The following is a 25,504-nucleotide window of genomic DNA, read 5'->3' as shown; positions in this document are numbered from 1 at the left end:
AAGCAAAGCACCAGTCGGCCTCGGCTGTTTGCGAGGCCGACCGGATGACTACGGACCTTAGCGTCCGTCAGGCGTGCGCACGCCGGCCCAGCTGTCGCGGACCTGATGGTAGTGAACGCTCGCATCATAAACCGTGGTCGCAAGGCCGAGGACCTGCGGCGACAGACGGCCGATGGCGGCCAGAACCTGATAGGACGCGACCACGCGGTCGTGCTGTGCGGTCACCAGCGCGACGCGCGCGTTGACCAGCGCCTGCTGCGCGTTGAGCACGTCGAGGGTGGTACGCTGACCAGCCTTGGCTTCTTCGCGCACGCCGTTCAGCGCGATCTCGGACGCCGTGACCTGCGCCTGCGCGGACTGCACCTGGGCCTTGCCGGCCTGCAGCGAACCCCACCACTGCACGACCGTCGCGCGGGTCTGGTCGCGGGTGGTTTCGAGGTTGAGACGCTGCTGCGCCAGGTTTTCCTTGGACTGGCGGATCAGCGAATATGTATTGCCGCCATCGTAGAGCTGCCAATTGGCCTGCGCGATGGCGGACGCGTTGAACGACCTGTATTGAATCAAGGACTGTTCGTTCCCCTGCGTGGCCCCCACCTGCAACGCGATCGTCGGCAGCAGCGCGCCTTCGGCGACCTTGACCTGCAGAAAGTTGACGTCGATGCCGAACATCGCGGCCGTGACGTTGGGATGTTCGATCAGGCCGAGCTCGACTGCCCCGGCGAGGCTTGCGGGCAAGAAACGATCCACCGGCGAACCGGGCGCGAGGTTCGTCGGCTCGTTGCCGATGATGCGGCGGAAGTTCGCGCGCGTCGTGGTGAGATTTGCTTCGGCCGTGAGGGCCTGCGTCTTGCCAGCCGCCAGCTGCGCTTCCGATTGCGCAACGTCGGTGCGCGTCACTTCGCCGACGTTGAAGCGATCACGCGTCTGCTTCAGCGTCTGCTCGAGCACGCGCACGTTGCTGCGCTGGACTTCGAGCGTAGCCGCATCGCGCAGATAGTCCATGTAGATCGAAGCGCCCTGAAGCAGCACGCTCTGATCCAGGCTGCGCAGCGCTTCGCGGGAGCCGGAAACCTGGCTCTCGGCGGCGCGCGTCCTGTTGCCGGTGATGTTGCCGTTATAGAGCGTCTGCGTGACGGTCACACCCACGCTGCGCGGCACGCTGGGCCCGTTGATTGGTGTGTTACCCGGCCCCGGCGAACTCAACGTATCCTGATATTGATAGCCGCCGTTCGCCGTCAGCGCGACCCTGGGGCGATAGCCCGACAACGCCTGAGGCACGTTCTCGTCGGTCGAGCGCACCTGGGCGCGCTGTGCGTTGAGCTGCGGATTGTTCTGATAGGCGCGCACCAAGGCGGCCTCGATCGTGTCCGCCAAGGCAGGCGTCGGCCCGGCAAGCGCCAGCAGCAGGACCGAAACCGCAGCTCCGGTGAAGAGCTTCACCCCATGCATCCCTTAAATTCCGTTCATTCTAACGCCCCGCTCGTGCCCGCGAGCTAGGATACCGTCTACCGAGTGGAGTCGTTGCCCCTCAGCAACATAGGCCGCCAATTGGCGCAACGGAACCACCTGAAGGTAGTTCCCGGTGGAAACTCTTCACGTGCAGCATCCGGGCCACACTTCTGATTCAGAACGGGATTTTAACGGGCCAAAGCCCTCAATCGGGCGTTCAGAAAACGAAAGCGGCGGCCCGTTCCAACCCGGGAAGGACCGGAGCTGCGGCATCGAACAGCGCCCTATGGCCGAATTCACCGTGGGTATGGGTCACGATCATGGCCCGGGGGGGCGTGGATTGGGCCGACACCCCCACGAGGCGCCCGCCCTCCTTGAGCTGCCCGAGCAGCGCCTCAGGCGTCACCTCGAAGGCGCCGTTGAGGATAATGACGTCATAGGGAGCGGCAGAGGGATCCCCTTCGGCGCAGGCTGCGGCCTTGCACGTGACGTTGGCGAGGCTGGCGCAAGCATCCTTGGCCTTCGCGGCCAGGGCCGAATCACACTCCGTCGCGGTGACCTGACGGGCGAGCCCCGCCGTCAGCGCGGCGAGGTAGCCGGTGGCGCAGCCGACCACCAGCACGTTGTCCCCCTCGCCGATTTCGGCGGCCTGGAGCAGCTTGCCGGTCAGTTGCGGCTTGATCAGGAACCGCTTGGCCCCGCCTTCGCTCACATCGAGATCGAGGTCGAGATAGGCCAATGCCTGCCTGGCAACCGGCACGAACGCCTCGCGCGGAACTGTGAGCATCGCGTCGAGAATACGGCGATCGGTGACGTCATTGGTGCGCACCTGGCCATCGACCATTTTTAGGCGCGCGGTCGAGAAACCGGACATTTGCGGACCCTGCAATGCGGACGATGCCGCGGACGAAATTTGGCGGCATCTTTGGAACAGGCTCCGCGAAAACGCAACACGTCCGTTGGCCCGGCGGACCAGGCTGCGCAACCCGAGGCGTCAAGGTGATCGATGAGCTATTCGATCGTGACTGCGAGGCGGCCGATCAATGCGGCGACTTCGTCGAGCCGCGCCGAATCGTGCGCCTCGACGGCGCGCGCGAGGCAGGCCAGGCATTCATCATCGCTGAGCTCGGGAACGTCCGCCGGCAGAATCGAGGGGGCCATTTCGGAACGGTCGAGGACGTCTGGCATTGGAATCACCTCCGTAAGGATCCGGCGCCTGCCAAGCTCGATTTGAATTGGGTCGAATTGGCGTCGCCCTCATGACGCGACCGCGCCCGACACACACAACTGCTTGAGTGCGATTCTGCGCTGGGGCGGATATCACCTGAAGTGGTGCCGCGGGTACATTAGAATGCGGGCGCAGGATATTGAAAACACATTGAAATATGATCTGGATGCTGGGCAGGCCGATGCATGGCCCGAAGGGAGTGTCCGTGCGAGCCTGTGCCCCCTGCAAGTTCAGGCGACGGTTGCAAGGTAGAGCTGCGTGTCGAAATAGTCTGCGGCCCGCACGGGTGTGGTGACGCCGGCATCCGTCATGAAGAAGTCACTGACCTGCTGGAGCCATTTCACGACGGTTCCGTCAGAATAGAGCCGCTTCCATTCGCGCGAGGAATAGAGCTTCTGGGCCTTGAAGGCTTCCGCGATGTCGGCGGGACGCGACTGCCCGTAATGTGTCTGGAGCGCCTCCGCTGCGGCCGCCGGGTTGCGCACCATGTGGTCGTTCGCTTCCGCCCAGGCGCGGATGATCCGGGCCAGCACGTCCCTGTTCCCCGCATAAAAATCCATCCGCGCGGCCCAGCCGCCGAGCACGGCGGATTGCGGGTAGAAGGCGGAGGCGTCCACCAGCTTGACCGCATCCGGCAACGCCTCGCGGACGGCAATGTTGAACGGCACCCAGAGCGCAACGGCCGGCACCTCGCCGGCAATGAAGGCCTTGACGGCGGCGGCCATGCTGCCGTTGACGATCTCGACCTCGGACGGGTTGACGTTGTTGGCCCGCAGCGCGCGATCGAGAAAAATGTGCGCCGTGGTCTTCATCGTCGTCGCGATCCGCTTGCCCCTGAGATCTGCCATCCCCTTGACGCCGAGCGCCGGCCGGACCCAGAGCTGCGCGGTCGCGACCTCAATGTCGTTGATGAGAAAGCCCCGGCCGCGGCCGAGCGCCAGATAGTTGGAGATGACGCCGCCGGCCGAGAGGACGTCGAGCTCACCCCGCGCCATCGCCTCGAAGACCTCAGGTCCGGTGTTGAACTCGTGCAATTCGAAATCGATCCCCTCGCGGTCGAACGAGCCGCGATCGAGCCCGGTCCAGATGTGTCCGTCCACGGCGACCACGTGGAGATAACCGAGCCGAATTCTACTGCGCGCCTGCGCGATGGCTGGCGCTGCGTGCATTGACGCGGCCGCCAGCGCCGCGCCGTGCCGCAGCAATTGCCGGCGATTGAGACCACAGATGTTCATGCCGCCGCTCCCGCATTCCGGGCCGCGGACCGAAATCGCTGGGCATGAAATAGCGCGACGCTATCCTTGGGATAGTCGTGCAGGAAGGCCGACAGCCGGACCCGCGTCGTCTCGGCCGCGCCGTCCTGCGCGATCGCCGCAAAGACTTCATCCCAGCGTCGACACATCGCAACGTCGGCTTCATCGGCGTGCGCCAGCTCGCCGCGGAGCTCACTGACTTCGATCGCGTCGGCAAATCCCTTCGGTGTGATACTGTCGACGCTGCGGAACAGGAACCTATCGCCGACGCTGGCGCGGACCGCCGCACTGACCAGCACGCGCGTGCCGTAATTCTTGTTCAGTCCCTCCAATCGCGACGCCAGGTTGATGGTGGCGCCCAGCGCGGTGTAGTTCATCCGGTCGCTCGAGCCGATGTTGCCGACCACGGCGTCGCCGACATGCAGGCCAAAGCGGGTGTCGTAGGGCGGCCAGCCCTCGCGGCGAAACTCCTTGTTGAGCGCTTCGTTGGCCGCAAGGCATGCCAGGATGGCGCGGCAGGCATTGACGGTGTGGTCGGGATCGTCGGCCGGCGCGTTCCAGAACGCCATCACGGCGTCGCCGATATATTTGTCGACCGTGCCCTGGTGCCGCATGATCTCATCCGACAGCACCGCGAAATAGCGCGAGGTGTGGATCATCACCTGCGACGGGTCGGCGCGCTCCGTCTTGGCGGTAAAGTCGGCGACGTCGGTGAACAGCACCGTGACCTCACGCCTAGAGCCGCCGAGGCTGAGCGAAGAGCCGGTTTCGATCAGCTGCCGCACGATCTGGCGCGGGATGAAGCTCGCAAAGCTGCGGACCACGCTGCGCATCGTGAACACCGAGCGGCCAAGCTCCTCGATCTCGGCGATGACGGAATGGACGCGCGGCCGCTCGGTAATCTCGAACCGCTGGATCGCGTCGGTCTCGTCGGCCAGTTTGCGCAGCGGCTGCGCCATCAGCGATCCCAGCCAGAACGCGAATGGCAGCGTGGCTCCGACAAAGGCCAGCGCCAGCGCGAACAGCGTGCGGCGCTCGTCGATGATCTGCGCATAGAACTCGTCGAGCGGCGCGACCATCGCCATCCGGATATTGGCCGAGCCGGCCGTCTCGAGCCTGTGGACGGCCGCGACATAGGTTCGGCCCGACGCGTCGGCAAAGAACTGCTGGGCCGCCCCGCCGTCCCGCCAGGAGCGGATGACCGGCACGAGCGCGGGCAGCCTGAGCGCGCCGATCTGTGGCAGGTCGTCCTGCCGCTCGGGAATCTCCGCCATCAGGCGGTTCATCTCGGGATGACCGACGATGCGCCCGGCATCGTTGAACAGGAACGCCAGCCCTGATTGGCCGAGCTTCTGCTCCGCCAGCATGTCCTCGAACCGGTTCAGCAGCAAATCACCCGCAATGACGCCGCGGCGCCCTTCCCTCAACGGCGTCCTCAGCGTGTAGCCCGGCTCGCCCGTGGCGTAGAAGACGTAAGGGCCGGTCAACAGCGTCTTGTCGTTCTTGAACGCCTCGACATACCAGGGCCGCTGCCGCGGGTCGTAGCTCGCGGGTCCGGCGACCTCGGCAACCTGAATGAGGTTTTCGGAGAGATATTGCGTGACAGGCGCGGCTCCCGCCGTGCGCGAGATCACGACCAGCCGGAAGGCAGCATCGTCATCGACATTCAAACCCTTCCGGAACGACGGCTGCGCCCGATCGATCACGTCCATCTCGATGAACGAGCCGTCCTCGTAGCCGACATAGAGATTGAAGAGCTGCGGGTTGCTGCGCAGCATCGCCGCCATCAGGCTGTAGAGCCGCGTATTGTCCGCGATGTCGGCCTCCTGGATCGGCGGCAGGCCGGACAGGATGTCGAGATTGTCGCGGACATTCTTGAACTGCTCGTCGATGTGATCGGCGCCAAGCTGCGCCACCTTCTCGATGAAGCCAGAGGCGGCCGTCCTGGTGATGGCGGTCACGCGTTCGAAGCTGAGATAGACCAGCGTCAGGCCCACAAGCAGCACCACGCCCACGAACACCGTGATGATCGATGTCTGGTAGCCAATGCGAAATACGCGTTTGCTGGTTTTCTCTCCGGTCATCGGAGCTGCTTGAACGCCTCCATCAGTACTTTCGAACGATGGGCTTCGTCGCCGCCGGCGCGGGCGCTGCCGGCGAGACCGAGAAAGTAACCCAGGTCGACCAGCTGTTCGGCCGGTTCTCTGTCTCAAGGTCCTTGTAGCCTCGGACATTGAGATAGCCCTGGTAGCCGTCGGACATCGGGATCATGAAGCCGATCTGCGGACCGATGCCGACCGCCTGGCCGCGGAAGCCACCGAGCTTGGCGCCGGGACCGCTATCGTCGGTGATCTGCTGGAAGAAATAACCGGCGATGCCGATGTGAACGTTCTTGCTGACGAACTGCGAGGCAGCCCAGTCGACATGAAAATCCATGCCGTTCTGATACTGGAGGGCCCCGTTCATGAAACTATAGGTGAGGCCGCCGACGATCGAGAATTCGTGTCCGGTCTTCGGATCGAGATAGGTGTAGCCGGCACCAACGTCGATGGCGGGGAAGCCAAAACTCAGATTGGCGAGCCGGCTGGAATCATAGGTGCCGCTCGGGATGTTGCCGGTGATGTAGACCAGCTCGTTGTGGACGCCCTGATTCCATTTCAGCGTGCCCTGGTAGAACACGTCGGTCAGCGTCGTGCGGTTGTCGGTGGCGCTGCCCGAGATCGTATTGCCGCGCGGACCGGTCAGCGTCGCATCGATGCCGGCGCCAATGTTGCCGGGCGCGGTGAGCACGGTGAAGCCGGCTTGGCCGCCGAGCACCGGCATCGGCGAGGTGTAGGTGATGCCCATGACGAGCGCGTCGGCATGTGCGTTGAGGCCGGCGGTCACCGAGCCGGGTATCCCGCCGCTGGTGACGAAGTTCTGCCCTCCTCCGGCCTTTTCGTTGAGGTGAAGGTAGATCGTCGAGTAGGCCCATCCAGGCGTTACGGGAACGGCGGCCAAGCTGCCGAAGATGCCCGGAAGCCAGAAGCTCACGCCGCCAGAAGCGGCAAGCGCAGGCTGAGCGGTGAAGCTCGCCAGCGCCAATGCAGTCCCGAGCCCGGCTTTGCGAATGTGTCCCGTCACGTCGCGTCTCCCTATTCTCGTCACGTCTTCCACCCGAACGCATCACGCTCGCCTAATTGCACTACTTTTTGGCGCCCCCGATCGTGGCGGCGACACGCTCGGCATCGGGCAGTTTCCAGCTGTGGTCGAACAGCGGCTGCTCGGGCCCGTAGAGGCGGAATAGCAACTCGAACTTCCGCGCCGGATCGGTCGGCACCCAATTGGCTTCCTTGCCCTCCGGCGCCTTCGGGCCGAAGTAGACGTCGACCGAACCGTCGGCATTCTTCTGGATGCCCGGGCTGATCGAAGCCCGGCTTGCGCTCGGCATGTTGCGCACCAGCGCGTGCGTCTCGCGGTCGTAGACGGTTGCGGACCAGTATTGCTTGACCGGCGCGTTGGCGGGCACCGTCAGGCGATAGGTGGCGGCGCCGTCGAACGGCTGGCCATCCCTGTCCTTGTTGGCCAACAGGTAGAACTGCGCGGTGCCCAGTCGCTTGATACCGGTGAAGCCAAGCGTGTAGGAGACGCCGCGCATGTCGACTGGATAGGTGTTCGGATCGGCGTATCCAGTGCTCGCCGCCTTGACCATCTCCGCTACCGCAGCCGGGAACCAGCGGATGCCCGGGTTGATTACGGCGAAGCCGGCGTCGTAGCGCTGTTCGAGTATCGCATGGGCCTCGCGGGCGGCCTGATCGAGCAGCGCGACGGTCTTCTGATCTGGATTGAAAGCCTTGCCCTTCTCGATGCCGATGCTCGCGAGCTGGTCGATCATGGCCCGATCGCGATCGAGCCACGGCTCGTTCTGCACCACGCGGTCGAGGCTGCGGTAGAAGCTCGCATCGAAGGGAATCGTGGAGTCGAACAGCACGTCGTAGGCGTCAGTGAAGTTGGTCTGCGGCGGATCCTTCGCCTGCGCGAAGGGATAGACCTTGACCTGCTTGCCGTAGGAGACCGACTTCGCCACGTCGGCATCGCCGTGGCTTGCGAGATTGGAGCGCAGCAGCGCGAAGCCGCTGAACGTGTCCGACTGAAGCGAGATGTAGCCCGCGGGCGCGTCGCCCTTGTAACCGGGCGGCAGGATCAAATATTTGCCGCCCTGCCCCTTGTCGGCGCCTTCCGGACCTGCGTCCTCCAGCGGCATCTGCCACGCCGTGACGATGTTGCCCGCGATCGAGCCGCCTTGCGCCGGCGGAATGTCGATCACGACCGGGCCATCCTTCACGTTCCAGAACGACATCAGATAGATCGAGTCCGGATTGGGCGTCAGCGTCTGGTTCTTCCAGTTCACCGGCTTCGACCAGTAGATGATCTCGTTCGGCTTTGCCTTGGTCGTCCCAAGCATGGTCTGGAGCATGAGATCGGCATTCACCGCCGGCATGCCCCAGATCATCGCCTCGACTGCGCGACGCTGGATAGTGCGCGCGGCGAGTTCATCCGGCGACAGGCTCTGCGCGTGCACATTTGCGGCCATCAGCATCGCGGCGACGACCCCGGTGATCAAATGTCTCATGACAACCTCCATCTGTTCGCCGTTCAGCTCACGGGCTTCGGCTCCGGGAATTTCCACTTGCCGTTCAGGACTTCGGGGCGCGGCCGATAGAGCCGGACGGTGTAATTCCAGCCCTTCATGATCGGCAGGCAGTTCGGGATCTTGCCGTCACAGCCACCGAACTGGACCACCGTGGCGCCGTCGGCTGATTTCGTCGCCGTCAGATTGTTGAGCGAGTAAGCGTTGTAGGGGTTCTTCTCGAAATAGCCCTCGGCGTTGTAGAGACTGATCGACCAGAAGCCGTCCACCGGCACATTGCCGGGGACGGTCAGCTTGTAGACGGTGCTGCCGTCGTTCTTCTCGGGGGTGACGCTGAGATAGGTGGCGTCCTTGTCGGGATTGCCGCCCCATCCCGCGGCGGTCGCGATCAGGTGCCGGATCGGATCGACCTGCCCCTTGGCGCCAAACGCATTCTTGAAGCCGCCTGCGGTTGACGACAGCACCAGGAGGGCGTCCCGCACCTTCTTCTGACTGACCGTATCCCAATTCGGTATCTCGAACTTGCCGGGCGCCTTTTGGCTGATCGTGACGGCGTCCTGGACTGCGCGGACCTTCTCGACATCCTTGGGATCGTTGGGATCGACGAGGGTTCGAAGCCCGATCAGCGCATAGCGTGTGCCGACCCTCTTCCGATCGTAGGTGTAACTTCCGGCGCGATACTCTATGTCGCCGACGATGTAGTGATCCTCGTTGACCACCATCAACGACCGGAACCGCTTGCCAGCGTCCGGCAACTTGATCGTTACCGGTCCCGCATCGAGATCAACGACGGCCATGGAGTACAGCGTGTCACGATTCGACCGGATGACGCCCTGCTTATCAATCGCCATCGGCTCGCGATGGTGAAACAGCTTACCGATGCCACCGGCGTCCTTGACGCCGTTGCCGAAGTACAGGTCGGATTCCGCGCGCCCAAAATTATCGACCGTCACCGGGACCGGCGACTGCGCCTGCGTGGCCGAGGTGAGGATGAGGAACGAAGCCGTCAGCACTGCTCTTTTCATGCGCCCTCTCGCTAGAACGGATTGACGTAATTCAGGATCGCGACCTGCCGCAGGATCACGCGGCGCACGACATGGGTCGGTTTGACGTGATCGGTGTAGATCGCAGCCGTTCCGGCGCTGCCGGCCGGCAACCGTTTGACGAAATCGGCGTCGTCGAGCTTGACGCGCACGACGAAGGGGGCGGCCTCGATGGCTTTCGGCAGGACTGCCGTGCCCGATGTCTGCACCTGTCCGGTCGCGATCGCCTGGAGCACGCTCTCGACCTTGCCGGAGTAGATCTGCCCGGGTGCGAATTTGAATGTGGCCTCGACCTCCTGGCCGGGCGCCACGTAGCGCGCATCGTTTTGGTTGATCTCGATGCCGATGATGGTGCTTGAGACGTCAATGAACGCCATCACCGGCGCCAGCGGCAGGTTCGCCACGCGCGCGCCCTTGCGCAGCGCGAGATTGGTGACGTAGCCGTCGGCCGGCGCGCGCACCACTGTCTTGTCGAGATTCCACTGCGCGGCCTCGAGCTGGCCGGAGAGCTGGTCGGCCTCCGATTGCCGCTGTTCGACATCGAAGCCGCGGCCAGCGTCGCGCTCGTAGAGCTGCGTCATCTGGCCGAGGCGCGTCTTGGCCAGCTTGAGCTGCGCGTCGATCGCCTTGACCTGCGCCGCGTAAGGCGTCGGGTCGATCTTGAACAGGACATCGCCTGCCCTCAACGGCGTGTTGGCGAGAACCGGAACATCCGTCACCTCGCCCGCCACATCAGGCACGATCGAGACTGCATTGCGCACGACCAGCGCATTGCCCTGCGGTGCGCCCCACCCCATCGGGATCAGCAGTCCGAACAGCAGCAGCACCAGCACGATCGCGGGCGACGCCTTCCAGAACAGGTTGAAGCGTACGATCCCGAAATGCACCAGCAGGAACAGCAGCACCAGATAGGTATTGAAGAGCGCGACACCCATCACGCATCTCCCGCCTTGCGTGCGGGCACGTCGAGATAGGCCCAGATCAACGCGATCGGCCACAGCGCGAAGCCGAAGAACAGCGTGATCCAGCCGGCGACAGTCACTGCCTGCGCATGAGGATGGTTGCGCGACTTCGCGATGTGGCCGGGCAGCCAGCCCGCGATACAGACCACGCCGATCGCGCTGGCGAGCAGGATCACCAACACGATCCAGGCGAAGATGTCGTAGCCGCTCATGACCGCCGCCTCATTGCGTCAGTGACGTGCCTTCATTGGCAGTAGTCCCAAAAACCCTGCGTGCGGGATGGATCGGTGTAGTACCAGCACATCCCCGGCGCGGGCGCAGCACCCGCCCAGGCCACAGCCGTGGCCGCTGTCACGAAGCCGATCGCAGCACCGGCGGCGATCGCGCCGCCCCTCGGCCAGTGGTAATAGCCGGGTCGCGCCCAGCCGCCGCGCCCGGCCACGGCCGTGGTGCTGCGGACGGCGACGTTGCCGCGCGGTCCGACCACTGCGGTCCGGCCGCGATAGGCGGCGCCTCGGGGGCCGACCACGGCGCCGCCGCGATGGACCACGGCACCACCACGTGGGCCCATGGCGGCCCCGCCGCGGCGAACAGCGGCACGCACCTCGATCAGATCGGATGGTCCAGTCGCGCCCTGCTGGATTGCTGCTGGCTGGAGCGGCGCCGCCGACACCGTTCCGACCGGAAGCGACGCGCCGGTTGCCAACGCCAGCAGGCAGTTCGTCCACCGAAACATGCGCATATGTCCAGACATCCTTGTCCCTCCCTTTGTTATTGCTGTCGTTGATGCAGCTTCCCGCACGCGTCCTCGTCATTGCGACGCTTCCGCGGTGCCGCGTTCGGACGCAAACACCGTCGTCCAGTCCTTTGCCATGTCGACGACGGTCCAGCCGCGCTGCGTGGCCTCGTCCCAGGCCTTGTCGAGCTTTCCGATCTTGGACTCCCTGTCGTAGGAATATTCGCGGGCCGCATCGGTGTGATGGACGATGCCGACGAAGCGCGCTCCGCCGCACTCCAGACCGCGACAGCATTGATGGCGGCGAAACCGATCAGAAACCCACGCCGGGTGGCAGATGCGAGGGAAACGGGCATTCTGGATCTCACAGGCGCAAGTGAGTAACTACGAAGGTGGCACCGGCCCGCAACGACGCGGGCCGGTGAGGATGGGGTGTCAGCTATTTGACTCCGCGTTGCTGGAGCTGCTGTTCGATCATCTGATTGACGCCCGAGCGTATCTTGTCGATGCTCTGGGCGCGTTGTCCCGCCCTGGCGCGGTTGTCCTTGATCTCATCGAGCTGCTCTTCAAGGATCGTGGCCGGTACGAAACTCGGTGGGAACGACCGCGGCGGAAAATCCTTGAAGGTCATGACGAAGGCGCCGACGTCGTCCATCGCGCCGTAGACCTGCCCGACATGGTTGAGTTGCCAGTCCCAGAATGTGTTCGAGGTGATGTCAGCCCGCTCGAACGGATCCTGAAGCAGGTTGAATATCTTCTGGAGGCGTAGCTTGGTGAAGGGCTCGGCCCAGACGCCCAGTGTGCCGGGCAGACGCTGCTCGGCGTAGACATACTTGTAGTCGCCCTTGCGCAAGGCCACGAGCAAGCCGTCATCATCCGAGTAGAAGAACTTGTCACGAGCGCTCTTGGTGCCGTTGTTGTTACCGGCCGTGCCACTGACGTTGCGCAGGAATGCGGTCTGGTCGAACCCGTCGAGATGGACCTTGTAGTTGATGCCGTTGGCGGTGTACCCGGCGCTCAGCTTGTTGACGATGTCGGGCTCACCTGCCGCCGAGCACAACGTCGGAATCCAGTCGTTGTGGCTCATCAGCTCATTGGTGACCGTGCCCGGCTTGATGACGCCCGGCCAGCGCACCAGGCACGGCACGCGGAAAGCGCCTTCCCAGTTGGTGTTCTTCTCGGAACGGAACCAGGTCATCGCGCCGTCCGGCCAGCTGTTCATGTGAGGACCGTTGTCGCTGGAGTAGACGACGATTGTGTTGTTGGCGATCCCCATATCGTCGAGGGCTTTGAGCAGAGTACCCACCGTATCGTCATGCTCCTGCATGCCGTCGATGTATTCGCTGTCGCCATGCGTGTAGCGGCCGCGATGATCGGTACGCACATGGGTGCGCAAATGCATGCGCGTGGCGTTGAACCAGCAGAAGAACGGTTTGCCGGCGGCCTGTTGCCGTTTCATGTAGTCGATGGCCGCGGCCGACGTCTCGTCGTCGATCGTTTCCATGCGCTTCTTGGTCAGCGCGCCCGTATCTTCGATGGTCTGTTTGCCGATCTTGCCGAAGCGGGGGTCTACGGTCGGATCGTCGCGGTCTGCCGCCTTGCACCTCAGCACGCCTCGGGGGCCGAACTTGGCGAGGTAGCTGGGGTCTTTGGGATAGTCGGGTAGTTCCGGCTCCTCCTCGGCGTTGAGATGATAGAGATTGCCGAAGAATTCGTCGAAGCCGTTGACGGTCGGCAGCGACTCGTTGCGGTCGCCGACGTGGTTCTTGCCGAACTGTCCGGTGCCATAGCCGAGATTTTTGAGGAGGCCGCCAATCGATGGGTCGAGCTGGCTCATGCCCATCGGCGCACCGGGAAAGCCGACTTTGGTCAGGCCGCTGCGAATGCCGTGTTGGCCGGTCAGGAACGCCGCGCGACCCGCCGTGCATGATTGTTCGCCGTAATAGTGGAGGAACTTGATCCCCTCGCGTCCGATGCGATCGATGTTGGGCGTCTCGTAGCCCATCAATCCGTTGGAGTAGGCGCTGATGTTGGCGATGCCGATATCGTCGCCCCAGATCACGAGAATGTTGGGCTTGCCTGCCGCTGGCTGAGCTGCCGCCGGCGCGCGAGAGGGCGCTGCTTGCTGCGCTTGCGCCAGTGCTTCCGAGGTCAGCGTCGCTGCTGCGACGATCGATGATGTTCCAAGGAGCAGATTTCTGCGGTTGATCGTTTGTTCAGCGTCGGAGGAATTGTTCTTGTTCTTTAGTTCGCCGCTCATTTCTACGCTCCCTGTGTTTCATTGGTCGTTCACGTCAGCCGCTCGGCGTTGCTGCCAGGCGGTCACGCCACGCTATTGCGTGACTTGAAAACTCCTCTGCATCTTCTCGACGATCTGATCGATGCTGAAGCTCGACGGCCGCTGACTCGGGGGAAATTCCTTGAAGGTGGCGAGGAACTCCCCCACAATTCTAGGCGCAGCAATGAACACACCCGCGCCGTCCGTCATGAGCCAGTCGTAGTAGGTGTTCGACGTGATATCCGCGCGCTCGTAGGGGTCCGAGCGCAGATCGAAGATTTTCGGCACGCGCAATTTGGTAAACGGCTCGGCCCAAATTCTTAATGTACCTTGCGCACGCTGCTCTTCGAAGACGACTTTCCAGTTCTCGTAGCGCAGAGCCACCACGTCGCCATCATCGTCGAAGTAGACAAACTCCTTGCGCGCGCTGCGCTCCTGCTGACCCGTGAGGTGGGGAAGCTGGTTATATCCGTCGAGATGGACCTTGAACGTTTTGCTTCCGGCCTGGTGCCCCCTCAGCAGCTTGTCCTTGATATCCGGTTCGCCCGCGACCGCCAGCAGGGTCGGCATCCAGTCGAGCGCGCTGATCGTCTCGTTCGAGATCGAGCCGGGTTGAATTCGTCCTGGCCAGCGGATCATGCACGGCACGCGGAACGCGCCCTCCCAGTTGGTGTTCTTTTCGCTGCGGAACGGCGTCGTTCCCGCATCCGGCCAGGAGTTCTGATGCGGCCCATTATCCGTGGTGTAGATCACGACGGTATCGTTACCGATGCCGAGATCGTCGATAGCCTTGAGCACCGTTCCGATCGTCGCATCGTTTTCGATCATGCCGTCGGCGTATTCGGTCCTGGCCGTCAGCCCGGGCGGGCCACGATGGGACTCCCGTACATGCGTGCGAAAGTGCATTCGGGTCGTGTTGAACCAGCAGAAGAATGGCGTGTTGGCCTTCGCCTGACGTTGCATGAAATCGATGGCGGCAGCCGATGTTTCGTCGTCGATCGTTTCCATCCGTTTCTTGGTGAGTGCGCCGGTGTCCTCGATGGTCTGCTTGCCGACCTTGCCCCAGCGCGGATGTTCGGTCGGATCGTCGCGATCCGACGCCTTGCAACGCAGCACGCCCCGTGGGCCGATCTGGTCCCGCATACCGGTCGGATAAAAGCGGTTCTCCGGATCTTCCTCGGCGTTGAGGTGGTAGAGATTGCCGAAGAATTCGTCGAAGCCGTGCACGGTTGGCAGATATTCATTGCGGTCGCCGAGGTGGTTCTTGCCGAACTGCCCGGTGGCGTAACCAAGCGGCTTCAACTCTGCGATGGTCGCGTCTCGCGCTTGCAGACCCACGGTCGCGCCGGGAATGCCCACCTTTGAAAGGCCGGTGCGCAGCGTGCATTGGCCAGTGATGAACGAGGACCGCCCCGCCGTGCAGCTCTGCTCGGCGTAATAGTCCGTGAACATCATGCCTTCTTTCGCGATGCGGTCGATGTTCGGCGTGCGATAGCCCATCACACCAAAGGAATAGGCGGAGACATTGGTCTGTCCGATGTCGTCGCCGAAGATCACGAGGATGTTCGGCTTGCGGCCGGACGCCGATGAAGCCGCCGGGCTCGCGGCTGAACCCGGCGCCGCTTTCTGCGCTTGCGCCAGTGCCTCCGATGTCAGCGTCGCCGCGGCGACGATGGACGAAGTTCCCAAAAGCAGTTTTCGGCGATTGATCGACTGGTCAGCCCCGGACTGGGTGTTGTTCTTCTCCAACTCGCTGCTCATGCGATACTCCCTATCTTGCTATGTTGCAGCAGACCCTTCTTGTTCGCGATGAACAACGAGAGGCGTCCGCATCACGCAGCGGAAGCCGACATGGCTGGTTGAAGTATCGATCGGCTCGGCGTGGCGCGCCGCGGGGCGGTAGCGACGGCAATAGTTCGGCGCGCAGAGATGCGAGCCGCCCTTCAAGACTTTGCGCGGGATGCGGATGTCGGGTTGACATGGATCAAAGCTCGCCTCCTCGCGGCCGCCGAGGGGATTTCTGGGAATGCAGCAAGGCTTTGCGGTATCGGCGGCATGCTTTGACGACCACCAATCCGAGGTCCACTCCCAGACATTGCCGATCATGTCGTGGAGGCCGTAGCCGTTCGGCGGGAAAGCCATGACCGGCGAGGTACGCTTGAACCCATCCTCGCCGAGATTCTGGACCGGGAAATTGCCCTGCCAGACGTTAGCCATGTGCTTGCCGCCCGGCATCAGCGCATCCCCCCAGGCGAACTCCTCGCCGTCGAGGCCGCCGCGCGCGGCGAACTCCCATTCCGCTTCCGTCGGCAGTTCCTTGCCGGCCCAGCGGGCATAGGCGGCTGCATCGCTGTAGGAGACATGCACGACCGGATGGTCGTCGAGGCCCTTGATGTTGCTGCCGGGGCCGTAAGGATGGCGCCAGTTGGCGCCGCGCGTGAAGGACCACCATTGGCTCCAGTCGGTGAGATCGGTGATGCGCGGCAGCGGCTCGAACACCAGCGAGCCGGCGTAGAGCATCTCCTTCAGCGCGCCGGGATAGTCCTTGGGGTCGGGAACGATCTGCGCCTCGGTGACGTGGCGGGTCGCGTTGACGAATTGTTTGAACTGCCGGTTGGTGACGGGGGTGCGGTCGATCCAGAAACCGTCGACGGAGACGCGGTGGCTCGGCGCCTCCTCGGGATAATGATGGTCGGATCCCATACGGAAGGTCCCGCCGGGAATGAAGACCATCTCGCCGGTCTTCACGTCGTCCGGCAACCACTCGCAGTGATCCGTATCCGCCCGCAGCATCGTGGAAACTCCGATACGAGTATTCCACCCGATACTATGGCGCGGACTTCAGCAGGCGTCGACGAGAGCATATTGCCCGGCAGTCTGGACGCATTGTCTGGTCCCCTCTTCTTGGCGCCGAGGGTGTGAGATAGGTGTCGTAGACTTGCGTCAGCATCTCTCCCTCTTTTGCGTACATCCTTCGAGTGCGCGGCAACACTATACCGCCTCCCCCGCCCCGCGGTTCGCAGAGCGATCGTCGCCGATATCGCCTAGGTTGCAAATGGTATCCGAAGATTGGATGCCCGTGATGTGCAGTTTGTGCCAAGACGTCGCGCCGATCGGTGAGGCTTAACGACACATGTCGCAAATTCCTCAATCCACAGTGTCATTTGGCGCGCAGCTCGCGTCAAATTCGGCGATAATTTACCTCAAAGCGCGAACTCGGACTGTCGTACCCACTTCGCGTTGTAGTGGTGTTCAGCCGCCGCCTGCCGCAGAATTGTCGCGCTTGAGTAACAGGGTGGCGCCATGGGCCAATTCCTTCTGGTTGATTCGCGTAAGCTCGACGGCTTCGAAGGTCTTCACCAGGCCGTTCACGGCTCGCACGTCGATGTCATGCAGCTCGGGCGCGGGCGATTGCGCGGATCGCTCTCCCATGTCGGCATCGGCGATTTCTCGCTCAGCATCGGCACCTTCAGCGTCGGCATGCGTACGCAGCGTGTCGCCAGCGACGACAAGCTGATCATCGGGATGCTGCTCGCGGCCGAAGAGCGCGTCACCCACTGGTCCTTCGACATGCGCCTCAACGACGTGCTCGTGATTCCGCCGCTGCTCGAGCATGACGGAATCTTTCACGGTGGATCCGCTTACGCCGCCATGCGCTTCGACATCAACGAGGTCGCATCGCTGTTCGGCGGCGAAGCGAGGCTGAGCAATCCCGACACCTGGCGCAGGCGCGACCATTTCCGGGCGGCCCCCGATAGCGGCGCGATCGCCGCACATCGTCTGGTCCGGATCATGTCACATCTGCGCACCTACAGGAGCGGCCTGACGCCCTCGACCGCCGATTTCTGGAAGCGATCGATCGTCGAATGCATGGCGGCCAACGTGATGTCGTCGCTACCGCCCGACGACACCGGCTGGCTGCCTTCGGCGAGGCGGCTGATCCGCCGGGTCGAGGAGTATCTCGACGAGGCCGGCACGCGCCCGGTGCATGTCTCGGAGATCTGCGCCGCTCTCGGGGTGTCGCGCCGCACCCTCCATCGCGCGTTCCAGGAGGTGTTCGGCTTGGGCCCGGTCAGCTTCCTCAGGCACAAGCGGCTGTGTGCCGTTCATTCCATTCTGCATGAGAGCGTGCCGGGCTCGACGACCGTGGCCGCTGTCGCCATGCAGCAGGGCTTCTACGAGCTCGGGCGGTTCTCGCAGTATTACCATGCGATGTTCGGGGAACGTCCGTCGCAGACCCTGGGAGGACGAACTGTCCCTCGCCTGAGGGTTCAACCCTCTGAGCATGAATTATAGGCGCCCGGTTCGGCTGTGCTGGGGGACGGCTAGGGTCCGACCGATTCCCTCTCCACCGGCCGATTGCACAGCCGTGCACCGGCCCCAACGCGGTGGCCGCGGGTGGTGTTGCGCAATTGCAACGCAAGTAAGGCTTTGAATTTGCTGGATTTTGGCTCCCCGGGCTGGATTCGAACCAGCGACCATCCGATTAACAGTCGGATGCTCTACCGCTGAGCTACCGAGGAAAGGGCGAACCAGTCGTTCGCGCGCGGCTGCGTATAACAAAGCCGCTTGCGCTTGCAAAGGACGAATTCGCGATCTTGCACAATGCGCCGAGGAAGGGCCGCCGCCCCTCCCCTGGCTCACGTCAGGTCAAGCTATTCGGCGACGAAGGACGTGGTCTTGGTTCCGGAGTCGTAGCGCAGCCGAAGCGCGGTGATCTTGCAGAGGTTGACGTTCTTCCAGAGCACGGATTCGTCATAGTTCTGCCAGTCGACGCGGATGTTCCAGACACATCCCTCGTCGTCCTCTTCGAACTCGACATAGGTGCTCGCCTGGTTCTGCAAAACCTTTTCGAGCTCGTTCTCCCATTCGTCCAGGCCGTCGTCCGGCGCGTTGAAGCCCAGGAATTTGATGGCATAGCCGGTCTCGTTGACGACGGTGACGTTGCGGGCGTCGGCCGCGAACGACGGCGTAGCGGCGATCGCAAGACCGATCGCGATCAGTCCGGACAGAAAATACTTCATGTGAAATTCCCCCGATCGAAAGAGGCTCCGGTGCCTGACGTCGATCCGCGCAGGCACCGCGGCAACAAATGGCGTTGCCTCGAAGAATTCACCCGGAGCGCGATCGAGTGGTTCAACACGCGATCGATCGACGCTCCGGAGCGTGCGCGACGCGAGACGCGCACGGGCAGTTCATATCGATTCGAATTCTCCGCAGCAATGAACCGGCGTTCATAGATCGGCGGTGTTTGTTTTCTCCGGCACGGGCGCCGGCACTGCGGCGCCGTTGCTCTTTCCCGTCACGGCGCCGACCAGCGCTTTCACGGGATCCTCGCCCGGCGCAAACCCGCTCTGGCGCAGGATCTCGTCGATCATCGGACGCAGCGCGTGCACCTTGAGGAGCTCGCCCGCAAGCCCTTCGCCGAAGCCGACATTGCCGCCGCCGGTGCCATTGCCGCCGAACGCGCCGCCGGTGTGCAGGATGCGGACGTCCTTGAGATTTCCGATCGGCTTCACCATCTCGGCTAGCGCCGAGGGCATGGTCTCGATCCGCTTCTTGGCGAGCTCGAAGTCGATGACGTTGGCACCGAGCTTGTTCTGCGCCTCATTCTTGAGCGTGATGATTGCGGCTTCGGCCTCGCCGATATTCCTGACGCCGACAGCCTTGATCTTGTTGGACTCGGCTTCCGCGGTGGCCAGCGTCTTGACGGCCTCGGCGCGATCGAGCGAAGCCCTCTTCTCGGCTTCGGCGGCGACGATCAGCTCGGTCGACTTGCGCTCGGCCTCGGTGCGCGCGGCGAGCACCTGGGTGAGACGGGCACGGTCGGCGACCTCGACCGCGCGGGCGGTCACCACCTTTTCCTCCGCGGAGACGGCGACCGCTTCCGCGGTCTTGGCCTCGGCGACGGCTTCCGAGGTCTGCTTGCTCTTGGCCGCGATCTGGATCTCGTTCTCCTGCGTGGCGATCTGGATTTCGCGCTGCGCGTCGGTCTTGCGCTTGTTGATGGCGAGATCCGACTCGATGACCGCGGTTTCCTTGACCTGCTTGGCGCCGGCCTCCTTCTCGGCCACGGCGCGGTCGGTATCGATGCGGGCGTTCTCCTCGGTCAGGCGCGCCGTCTGCGTCGCAGTCGCCACCTCGGCGCGGGTGCTCGCGGTCTTGTTGGCGATGTCGCGCTCCTGGGAGAGCTCGGCCTCCTTCTTGGTGCGCTCGATGGTCAGGGTCTGCTGCCGCGCCTCGAGGTCCTTTTGCGCAATCGCCACCTCGTTGTCGCGCACGATCGAGTTGCGGTCGCGCCGGCGCGTCTCGGTAACGGTCTTCAGCTGGGTCAGACCTTCGGCGTCGAAGAAGTTCTCCGGGTTGAAGAATTTGACGTCGGTCTGGTCGAGCTTGGTCAGCGACACCGATTCAAGCTCGAGACCGTTGGATTTCACGTCCGATTCCACGGTCGCCTGCACATGCTTGACGAAGTCGCTGCGCTTCTCCTGCAACTCCAGGATGGACATGGTGGCTGCCACCGAACGCAGGCCGTCGACGAATTTTGCCTCGACCTGGTTGCGCAGGGCTTCGGCGTCATTGGTCAGCGCGCCCAGCGTCTGGCTCGCGAGCGCAATGCTCTCATCGTCAGGACGGACGCGCACGTAGAACTCGGCGACGATGTCGACGCGCAGGCGGTCCTTGGTGATCAGGGACTCCCGCTCCTTGCGCTCGACGGTGAGCCGCAGCGTCTTCAAATTGACGCTGGCATAGGAGTGGAAGATCGGCAGGATCATGGCGCCGCCGTCGAGCACGACCTTCTTGCCGCCGAGGCCGGTGCGCACGAAGGCCTCGTCGCGGGTGGCGCGCTTGTAGAGGATGGTGAAGACGATCCCGAGGACGACGATCAGCGCGACGCCGATCATGGCCGGGACTGCAATGTCGAACATGACTTTCTCCGATAAATGACTGGTCAGCTGCTTAGAGGCGGCTTGGAAGGTTTCAGTTCATCGTCGGCCTTCACCGCCACGAAGCGGGTGCCGGCGCGATCGACCGGCAGGACCATGGTTCCCTGCGGCAGGGGCAATGATGACGGTGCGGCGACCGCCCACACGAAATGGCGGTTGCCGTGGATGTCGGCGACGCTGACGCGGCCGGGCGGCCCCTGATCGAGCGGGCCGATCACGACCTCGCCGACGCGGCCGACGAGATCGCCGAGGCCGACGGCATAGCTTTCATCCTTGGGAATGACCCGCGCGATGCCCCTGCTTGCGGCGCGGACCAGCGGAATCGAGACGGCGACCGCTCCGACCGACGCGAGCGTTGCCGGCAAGGGACCCGCCACCATCCGCGCGATGTCCTGGATCAGGAAGCCGGAGATGGAGAACGCGCCGAGCAGCAACAGCAGGAAGATCAAGAGCGGCACGCCGCCGACATTGATCCAGGAGATGGCGTTGATCACGCCATTGTCGCTGGGGTGACCAAAATCGATGTTGGTGCCGAGCATCTCGCTCAGCGAGGCCCCGACCAGCATCGAGACCACCTCGATCGAGCCGACGATGAGGATCATGGCCGCCGCGATCGCGAACGGCCTGACCTCCGGCGACATCACGTGTTCGAGCAGAGCGCTCATGACACATTACTCAGGAGCGCGACTTCAACCGCGCCAGCCGCGCTGCAATCTCCTTCTCGCGATGCAACGTGCTGAGCTCGTCGATGTCGCTTGAGTACGGGATGGAGGCCGGAACGCCGGTGGCGCGCGCCACCGCCCTGCCCGCACGCAATGCCTTCGCCGCCGCCGAGGCACCGCCGGACTTCCGGGGCGACGTCGAGGCCTGATGGCTTGCCTGAGCCTCGCTCTTTTCGAGATCGGCGCGGCGTTGCTCGGCATCCTGGAGCGCTGACAGCACGGCGCGCAGCGACGTCACGCACTGCTCGATCTTCTCGTTGTTCTCGTCGATGGCGCGGGAGAGCACCTCGAACTGCGCCTCGAGGTCCATCTGCCGCGCGATGCCGGCGCGGGCGAGATCGTCCCGGCAATCAGCAATCGCACCTTCGATCTTGGGCGCAAGATCGGTCATCTCGCGTTCGATCTCGGTGCGGCGCGCGTTGAGACGGTATTCCTCGGCGCGCGCGGCCGCGAGCGCATCGCGCGCTTCGCTCTCCGCGCGCTCGATCTCGCGGATGGCTTGGCCAACCACGTTCAGCTTGTTCTTCCCCTCCGCCTGCTCGATCGCGTCATAGGCGATCCCGGCGATCAGACGCCCGACCCGGGACAGGAAGTTGTCGGGGGCGGCAGCGATGGTATCCATGGCGTTCTCCTCCTCTGGCAGATTGTTCGGCGTGACGCCGTAGTGAACTTCGAAACCGTCGTCGGTGCGGATCAGGTGCGCGGGAGCGCTCTGCCCCCAACCCTCGGCATAGCCGGCATAGTCGAAGGGCACGCTGAAGCGCCCTTCCACGGTTGCAATCGAAATGGTGGCGGGGCCCTTGATCTTGGCGAGCTTGTCGTCGAGCGGCAGGCGGCGGCCCTGCGCGGCGCGATAATCGGCGCGGTCGCGCAGGCCCAGCGTCACTAGCCGCGACGGCAGCGCGGTTTCTTTCCGGATCGGCTCATAGGCATGGGCATGGAGCAGGACGACGTTGGAGCCGACGTTATGGCTCCGCGCCACCTCATCCAGGATCTCCATCATGCGGTCATAGGCCCTGAACGTCGCCTCCATGGCGGCCTTGGCGGCCGGGTCAGGGGCAAGCCTGTAACGCAGCGCGGACGGCGCGTTTTTGGACGACGGGCTCATGGAAAGCACTAAAGCACCATTTTGGTGCTTTAGAAAGGGGAAGTATGATCACGTTCCACTGATCCTAGGGCACTCTATGGATTGGTCGCTGGCGGCCGTTGGTGCGTTCAAGGCGGCGGATCACTCCTAGATCACCGCCGATCAAGACTTCTTGCACGCGCGGGTTGCAATTTGAGACGAAGTGGAGGGAGCGTTTGGCGACTGCCACTCTCGTGTCCCGGCCGCGTTGCAACGTGGAACGTTACGGCGCCAAGCCGGGACCCGGAAAGCCGCACCGTAGCTGTGGCATGGGCCCCGGCTCTGCTGCGCATCAGTTCGTGCCGCAGCGACCGGGCTGCGAAAGCCGAGCTCACGGCCGCCGGCACACCAGGTCGATCTCGATCAGCGCATCATAGGCGAGCCCGGTGACGCCGACACACGTGCGAGCCGGCAAACGATCCGGTGCGAAGAAGCTGCGATAGGTCTCGTTCATTGAGGCGTAGTCTTCCTTGAAACGCGTCAGATAGATCCGCGTCATCACGACGTGCTCGAGGCCGAGATCGAGGCCGGCGAGCACCACCTTCAAATTCTCCATCACGGCCCGCGTCTGCGCCTCTATGCCGTCGGGCAGCACACCCGGCGCCTGCGGCGTGTCCGGCATCTGGCCGGTGACGAAGACAAACCCGTCGGTCTCGACGGCGTGGCTGAAGGGCGCGACCGGCTTCGGTCCGCCGCTGATCATGTGGAATTTCACTTGAGGTGTCCTTGTTAAGGCAAGTCTCGGAACAGGCGCTTGCTGAGGATGGCGTGCACGCCCCAATTGCCGTCGACGACCTGGGTGACGCCGAAATCAACGGCCGCCGACATCAGCGCGATCGCCTCGTCCTCGCTGAGGCCCTTCACGTTCATCAGGAAGCGCCGCATTTTCCGGAACGCATCCTTCATGGCGAGGTCGAGCGAGGATTTTGTGTAGACTTCGCTTTGGCCCTGCGCGCCGAACTCGGCGAGATAGTTGGGATGGCTGAAGCCGGTCAGCACCCAGTCGGTCTCGGTCTCGATCAGGGGATAGGAGAGATCGGCAAAGGGCTGGCCGGCCAGATCGGCCTTCTTATGCAGGATCATCTCGAACGTCCCTGTCATCGAACATTCGATCGCGGTGCCGCTGAGTTCGCCGTCCCCCTGGGTGGCATGGGAATCGCCGACCGACAGCAGCGCGCCGGGCACGGAGACCGGAAGGTAGACGGTCGACCCCTTCCCCAGTCGCCAATTGTCGAGGTTGCCGCCGAAATAGGACGGCGGCACGGAGTCGACGAAATCGACCTCGCGCGGCGCCACCGCGATCACGCCGAAATGCGGCCTCAGGGGAATGCGGATGCCGTCGAGTACGGCATGCCGGCGCTTCACTGTGGCAGGCGCGACGGGGACGCCGGGATAGTCGTAGGTGGCGTGCACGACGCCGAAGGGGTCGGTCTGTGGCTCCCAGCGATAGGAATAAAGCGCCCGGGCGTGCGGCTCCTCGGGATCGTCGAAGATCTCGTAGATGGTGACGACCTCGCGCGGCTTGGGACCGCCGAGAAACTCGTTGTAGTGATAGCCCCACCAGGCCGCGACCGAGGAGCCGAACACGCGGCCGGCATGGTTCGGATTGCGGCTCGCACGCGGCACGATGTCGAGGATGCGCACCTCCAGCACGTCGCCGGGCTGGGCATCCTTCACCGCGACCGGCCCCGTGCAGATGTGCACGCCAAATCCTTCGCCGGCGCCGCGGCCGAACACACTCGCGTCCATCGGACCAGCGCCGCGACGATCGACGTTCTTCTTGTCCCGTGTCCAGCCGAACACGCTTTCAGCACCGGCATCGCCCGCGATCATCATCTCGGGCGCGTCGGAGGCGTGCTGCGTCAGCGTCTCGATGGTGATGGTGTCGCCCGAGGCGATCTCGATTTGCGGCGATAGCGAGCGGCTGAAAAAACCCCAATGGACGCGGCTGGCTTCGACCGGCAGATGGTGATGCCTGCGTTCCGCGGTCGTCCGCTCCTCAGTGCCGGCGCAAGCAGCGGTGCTGCGTGCTTCGACTCTAGAATGCACGCGGAGCTGCGCCAGGGCCTCCTGCGGCCAGCCGCGCTGGCCGGCGATGCCGTGCTGCAAGGTCGCCCGCTCCGCCTCCTGCTGGCGGAATTCGCGCGGCGGCAGGCCGAAGCGATGACGGAAGGCGCGGCTGAAATGTGCGGAATCGCCAAAGCCGTAGGCATAGGCGATCTCCGAGATCGAACGATGCGCCTCGGTCGGATTGGACAGATCGGCCCAGGCACGCTGGAGGCGGCGCTCCCGGACGTAATGGGTGAAATTGTCGCCGACCGTCTCGAACAGCTTTTGCAGGTAGCGCTCGGAAATCCCCTCGGCCTGCGCGACGCGCGCCGGTGCCAGTTCGGGATCGTCGAGCCGCCGCTCGATGGTCTGGCAGATCCGATGCAGCAGCGCGGCCTGCGTCGCGCTCGATCCGGCATCGGACGTCGAGGCCGCCAGTTGATGCGCGAGCGTCAGGAGCAGATCAACGAGCGACTGCGCGACCGAATTCCACTCGGCATCGCTCAGCGTGTCGAGCGTGCGCGCGGTCGCGTCCAGCAGACGCGAGAACACATCGGCAAAGCCGCTGGGTGGAACCACGCGGGGCTCGCCGAGCCGCGGCTTGCCCGAGAGGCGTCCGTGCAGCGCTTCGGAGGTCACCGACAGCACGATGGCCCGCATGTCACGCTGGAACACGATGCTCCAGTCCCCGCTCCGCGGCAGCAGGACGAGATGGCCGACCGGAACGATGCGGTGGCCGCCGGCGCTCTTCAGCACCATGCCGTCCTCGACCGGGATCAGCGCGATCGGAAGGTCTTCATTCGTTTGCGATAGCGGCGCGACGCTTTGCGCGCCAGCCGCCATCCGCGTCAGCGCAACACCTGCGGTGTGGCGATGCGATGCCGTTGCGTGTCCGTCAAAGAAGGAATGGCCGGTCGCCGGTTGCAGGCCGACCGCCGCCAGCACATCCCGCCAGGCTTCGGGGCGGTCGTCTTGCGCGTAGGACTCGCTCGTGAACGGCCGGAAGCTCATCGGATCAACCCAAATTGCAGTTGATCGAAGCAACCTCTGTGCCAGACGAACGCGGTCATCCGTCGCAGCA

General features: G+C 63.8%; 21 protein-coding genes, 1 tRNA gene and 1 pseudogene. 1 reads left to right on the top strand and 22 read right to left on the bottom strand.

Annotation, left to right across the window (positions count from 1 at the left end; translation table 11 throughout):
- Window positions 1-57: 57 nt before the first annotated feature.
- From ABIB95_RS17575 to ABIB95_RS17505, 15 genes and pseudogenes are all read right to left on the bottom strand, one after another.
- Complete coding sequence (locus ABIB95_RS17575; protein ID WP_071914064.1) at window positions 58-1,449, bottom strand: TolC family outer membrane protein; 1,392 nt, start codon at window positions 1,447-1,449, stop codon at window positions 58-60.
- Window positions 1,450-1,666: 217 nt separating this feature from the next.
- Window positions 1,667-2,323: a protein-L-isoaspartate O-methyltransferase family protein gene (locus ABIB95_RS17570; protein WP_071914066.1), complete on the bottom strand. Its 657-nt coding sequence runs from the start codon at window positions 2,321-2,323 to the stop codon at window positions 1,667-1,669.
- Between the two features lie 137 nt (window positions 2,324-2,460).
- The gene (locus ABIB95_RS17565) at window positions 2,461-2,637 is read right to left on the bottom strand and encodes a hypothetical protein (protein ID WP_094183926.1); all 177 of its coding nucleotides are present in this window, start codon (window positions 2,635-2,637) and stop codon (window positions 2,461-2,463) included.
- 270 nt (window positions 2,638-2,907) lie between these two features.
- Window positions 2,908-3,912, bottom strand: a complete 1,005-nt coding sequence (locus tag ABIB95_RS17560; protein WP_354240851.1) for an ABC transporter substrate-binding protein — start codon at window positions 3,910-3,912, stop codon at window positions 2,908-2,910.
- Complete coding sequence (locus tag ABIB95_RS17555) at window positions 3,909-6,014, bottom strand: adenylate/guanylate cyclase domain-containing protein (protein WP_354240849.1); 2,106 nt, start codon at window positions 6,012-6,014, stop codon at window positions 3,909-3,911. Before ABIB95_RS17555 ends, ABIB95_RS17560 begins: the two co-directional genes overlap by 4 nt.
- A gap of 22 nt (window positions 6,015-6,036) precedes the next feature.
- Window positions 6,037-7,053 carry a SphA family protein gene (locus ABIB95_RS17550; RefSeq protein WP_135213606.1) on the bottom strand — a complete coding sequence of 339 codons (1,017 nt, stop codon included), beginning with the start codon at window positions 7,051-7,053 and terminating at the stop codon, window positions 6,037-6,039.
- A 61-nt stretch (window positions 7,054-7,114) separates the two neighbouring features.
- Window positions 7,115-8,542: a DUF1254 domain-containing protein gene (locus ABIB95_RS17545; RefSeq protein ID WP_354240847.1), complete on the bottom strand. Its 1,428-nt coding sequence runs from the start codon at window positions 8,540-8,542 to the stop codon at window positions 7,115-7,117.
- 23 nt (window positions 8,543-8,565) lie between these two features.
- Window positions 8,566-9,585 (bottom strand): DUF1214 domain-containing protein, encoded by a 1,020-nt coding sequence (locus ABIB95_RS17540; protein WP_354240845.1) that lies wholly within the window; start codon window positions 9,583-9,585, stop codon window positions 8,566-8,568.
- Between the two features lie 11 nt (window positions 9,586-9,596).
- On the bottom strand, window positions 9,597-10,538 hold the full coding sequence (locus tag ABIB95_RS17535) for an HlyD family secretion protein (protein WP_354240843.1): 942 nt from the start codon (window positions 10,536-10,538) through the stop codon (window positions 9,597-9,599).
- Window positions 10,538-10,777: a DUF3302 domain-containing protein gene (locus tag ABIB95_RS17530; protein ID WP_014495358.1), complete on the bottom strand. Its 240-nt coding sequence runs from the start codon at window positions 10,775-10,777 to the stop codon at window positions 10,538-10,540. Before ABIB95_RS17530 ends, ABIB95_RS17535 begins: the two co-directional genes overlap by 1 nt.
- Before the next feature lie 32 nt (window positions 10,778-10,809).
- A complete protein-coding gene (locus ABIB95_RS17525) occupies window positions 10,810-11,301 on the bottom strand; it encodes a hypothetical protein (RefSeq protein WP_225048827.1) in 492 nt (163 codons plus the stop codon).
- 75 nt (window positions 11,302-11,376) lie between these two features.
- Window positions 11,377-11,574, bottom strand: a pseudogene (locus tag ABIB95_RS17520) (haloacid dehalogenase-like hydrolase); the annotation flags it as partial.
- Window positions 11,575-11,740: 166 nt separating this feature from the next.
- Window positions 11,741-13,561 carry an arylsulfatase gene (locus ABIB95_RS17515; RefSeq protein ID WP_247310369.1) on the bottom strand — a complete coding sequence of 607 codons (1,821 nt, stop codon included), beginning with the start codon at window positions 13,559-13,561 and terminating at the stop codon, window positions 11,741-11,743.
- Window positions 13,562-13,633: 72 nt separating this feature from the next.
- Window positions 13,634-15,340 (bottom strand): arylsulfatase, encoded by a 1,707-nt coding sequence (locus ABIB95_RS17510; protein ID WP_354240840.1) that lies wholly within the window; start codon window positions 15,338-15,340, stop codon window positions 13,634-13,636.
- An 18-nt stretch (window positions 15,341-15,358) separates the two neighbouring features.
- A complete protein-coding gene (locus ABIB95_RS17505; protein WP_354240838.1) occupies window positions 15,359-16,372 on the bottom strand; it encodes a formylglycine-generating enzyme family protein in 1,014 nt (337 codons plus the stop codon).
- Window positions 16,373-16,882: 510 nt separating this feature from the next.
- Here ABIB95_RS17505 and ABIB95_RS17500 point away from each other — a divergent pair.
- Entirely contained in the window at window positions 16,883-17,875 is a 993-nt protein-coding gene (locus ABIB95_RS17500; RefSeq protein ID WP_166341579.1) for a helix-turn-helix domain-containing protein, read from the top strand.
- Window positions 17,876-18,027: 152 nt separating this feature from the next.
- Here the strand turns inward: ABIB95_RS17500 and ABIB95_RS17495 are convergent.
- The 7 genes from ABIB95_RS17495 to ABIB95_RS17465 form a co-directional block, all read right to left on the bottom strand.
- A tRNA-Asn gene (locus ABIB95_RS17495) sits at window positions 18,028-18,102 on the bottom strand.
- A gap of 132 nt (window positions 18,103-18,234) precedes the next feature.
- Window positions 18,235-18,603, bottom strand: coding sequence for a hypothetical protein (locus ABIB95_RS17490; protein WP_071914099.1), 369 nt, complete (start codon window positions 18,601-18,603; stop codon window positions 18,235-18,237).
- A gap of 210 nt (window positions 18,604-18,813) precedes the next feature.
- Window positions 18,814-20,508: a flotillin family protein gene (locus ABIB95_RS17485; RefSeq protein ID WP_247310376.1), complete on the bottom strand. Its 1,695-nt coding sequence runs from the start codon at window positions 20,506-20,508 to the stop codon at window positions 18,814-18,816.
- A 23-nt stretch (window positions 20,509-20,531) separates the two neighbouring features.
- On the bottom strand, window positions 20,532-21,191 hold the full coding sequence (locus ABIB95_RS17480) for an OB-fold-containig protein (protein ID WP_354240835.1): 660 nt from the start codon (window positions 21,189-21,191) through the stop codon (window positions 20,532-20,534).
- A 10-nt stretch (window positions 21,192-21,201) separates the two neighbouring features.
- A complete protein-coding gene (locus ABIB95_RS17475; RefSeq protein ID WP_354240833.1) occupies window positions 21,202-22,365 on the bottom strand; it encodes a PspA/IM30 family protein in 1,164 nt (387 codons plus the stop codon).
- Between the two features lie 340 nt (window positions 22,366-22,705).
- Window positions 22,706-23,089: a RidA family protein gene (locus ABIB95_RS17470; protein WP_085401464.1), complete on the bottom strand. Its 384-nt coding sequence runs from the start codon at window positions 23,087-23,089 to the stop codon at window positions 22,706-22,708.
- A 14-nt stretch (window positions 23,090-23,103) separates the two neighbouring features.
- The gene (locus ABIB95_RS17465; RefSeq protein WP_354240831.1) at window positions 23,104-25,434 is read right to left on the bottom strand and encodes an acetamidase/formamidase family protein; all 2,331 of its coding nucleotides are present in this window, start codon (window positions 25,432-25,434) and stop codon (window positions 23,104-23,106) included.
- Between the last annotated feature and the right edge of the window lie 70 nt (window positions 25,435-25,504).

Origin of the sequence: Bradyrhizobium sp. LA2.1, from assembly GCF_040547725.1 — a bacterium.
Lineage (GTDB): Bacteria > Pseudomonadota > Alphaproteobacteria > Rhizobiales > Xanthobacteraceae > Bradyrhizobium > Bradyrhizobium barranii.
Note: the sequence above shows the minus strand (reverse complement) of the source record. Positions and strands in the feature narration are given on the sequence as shown.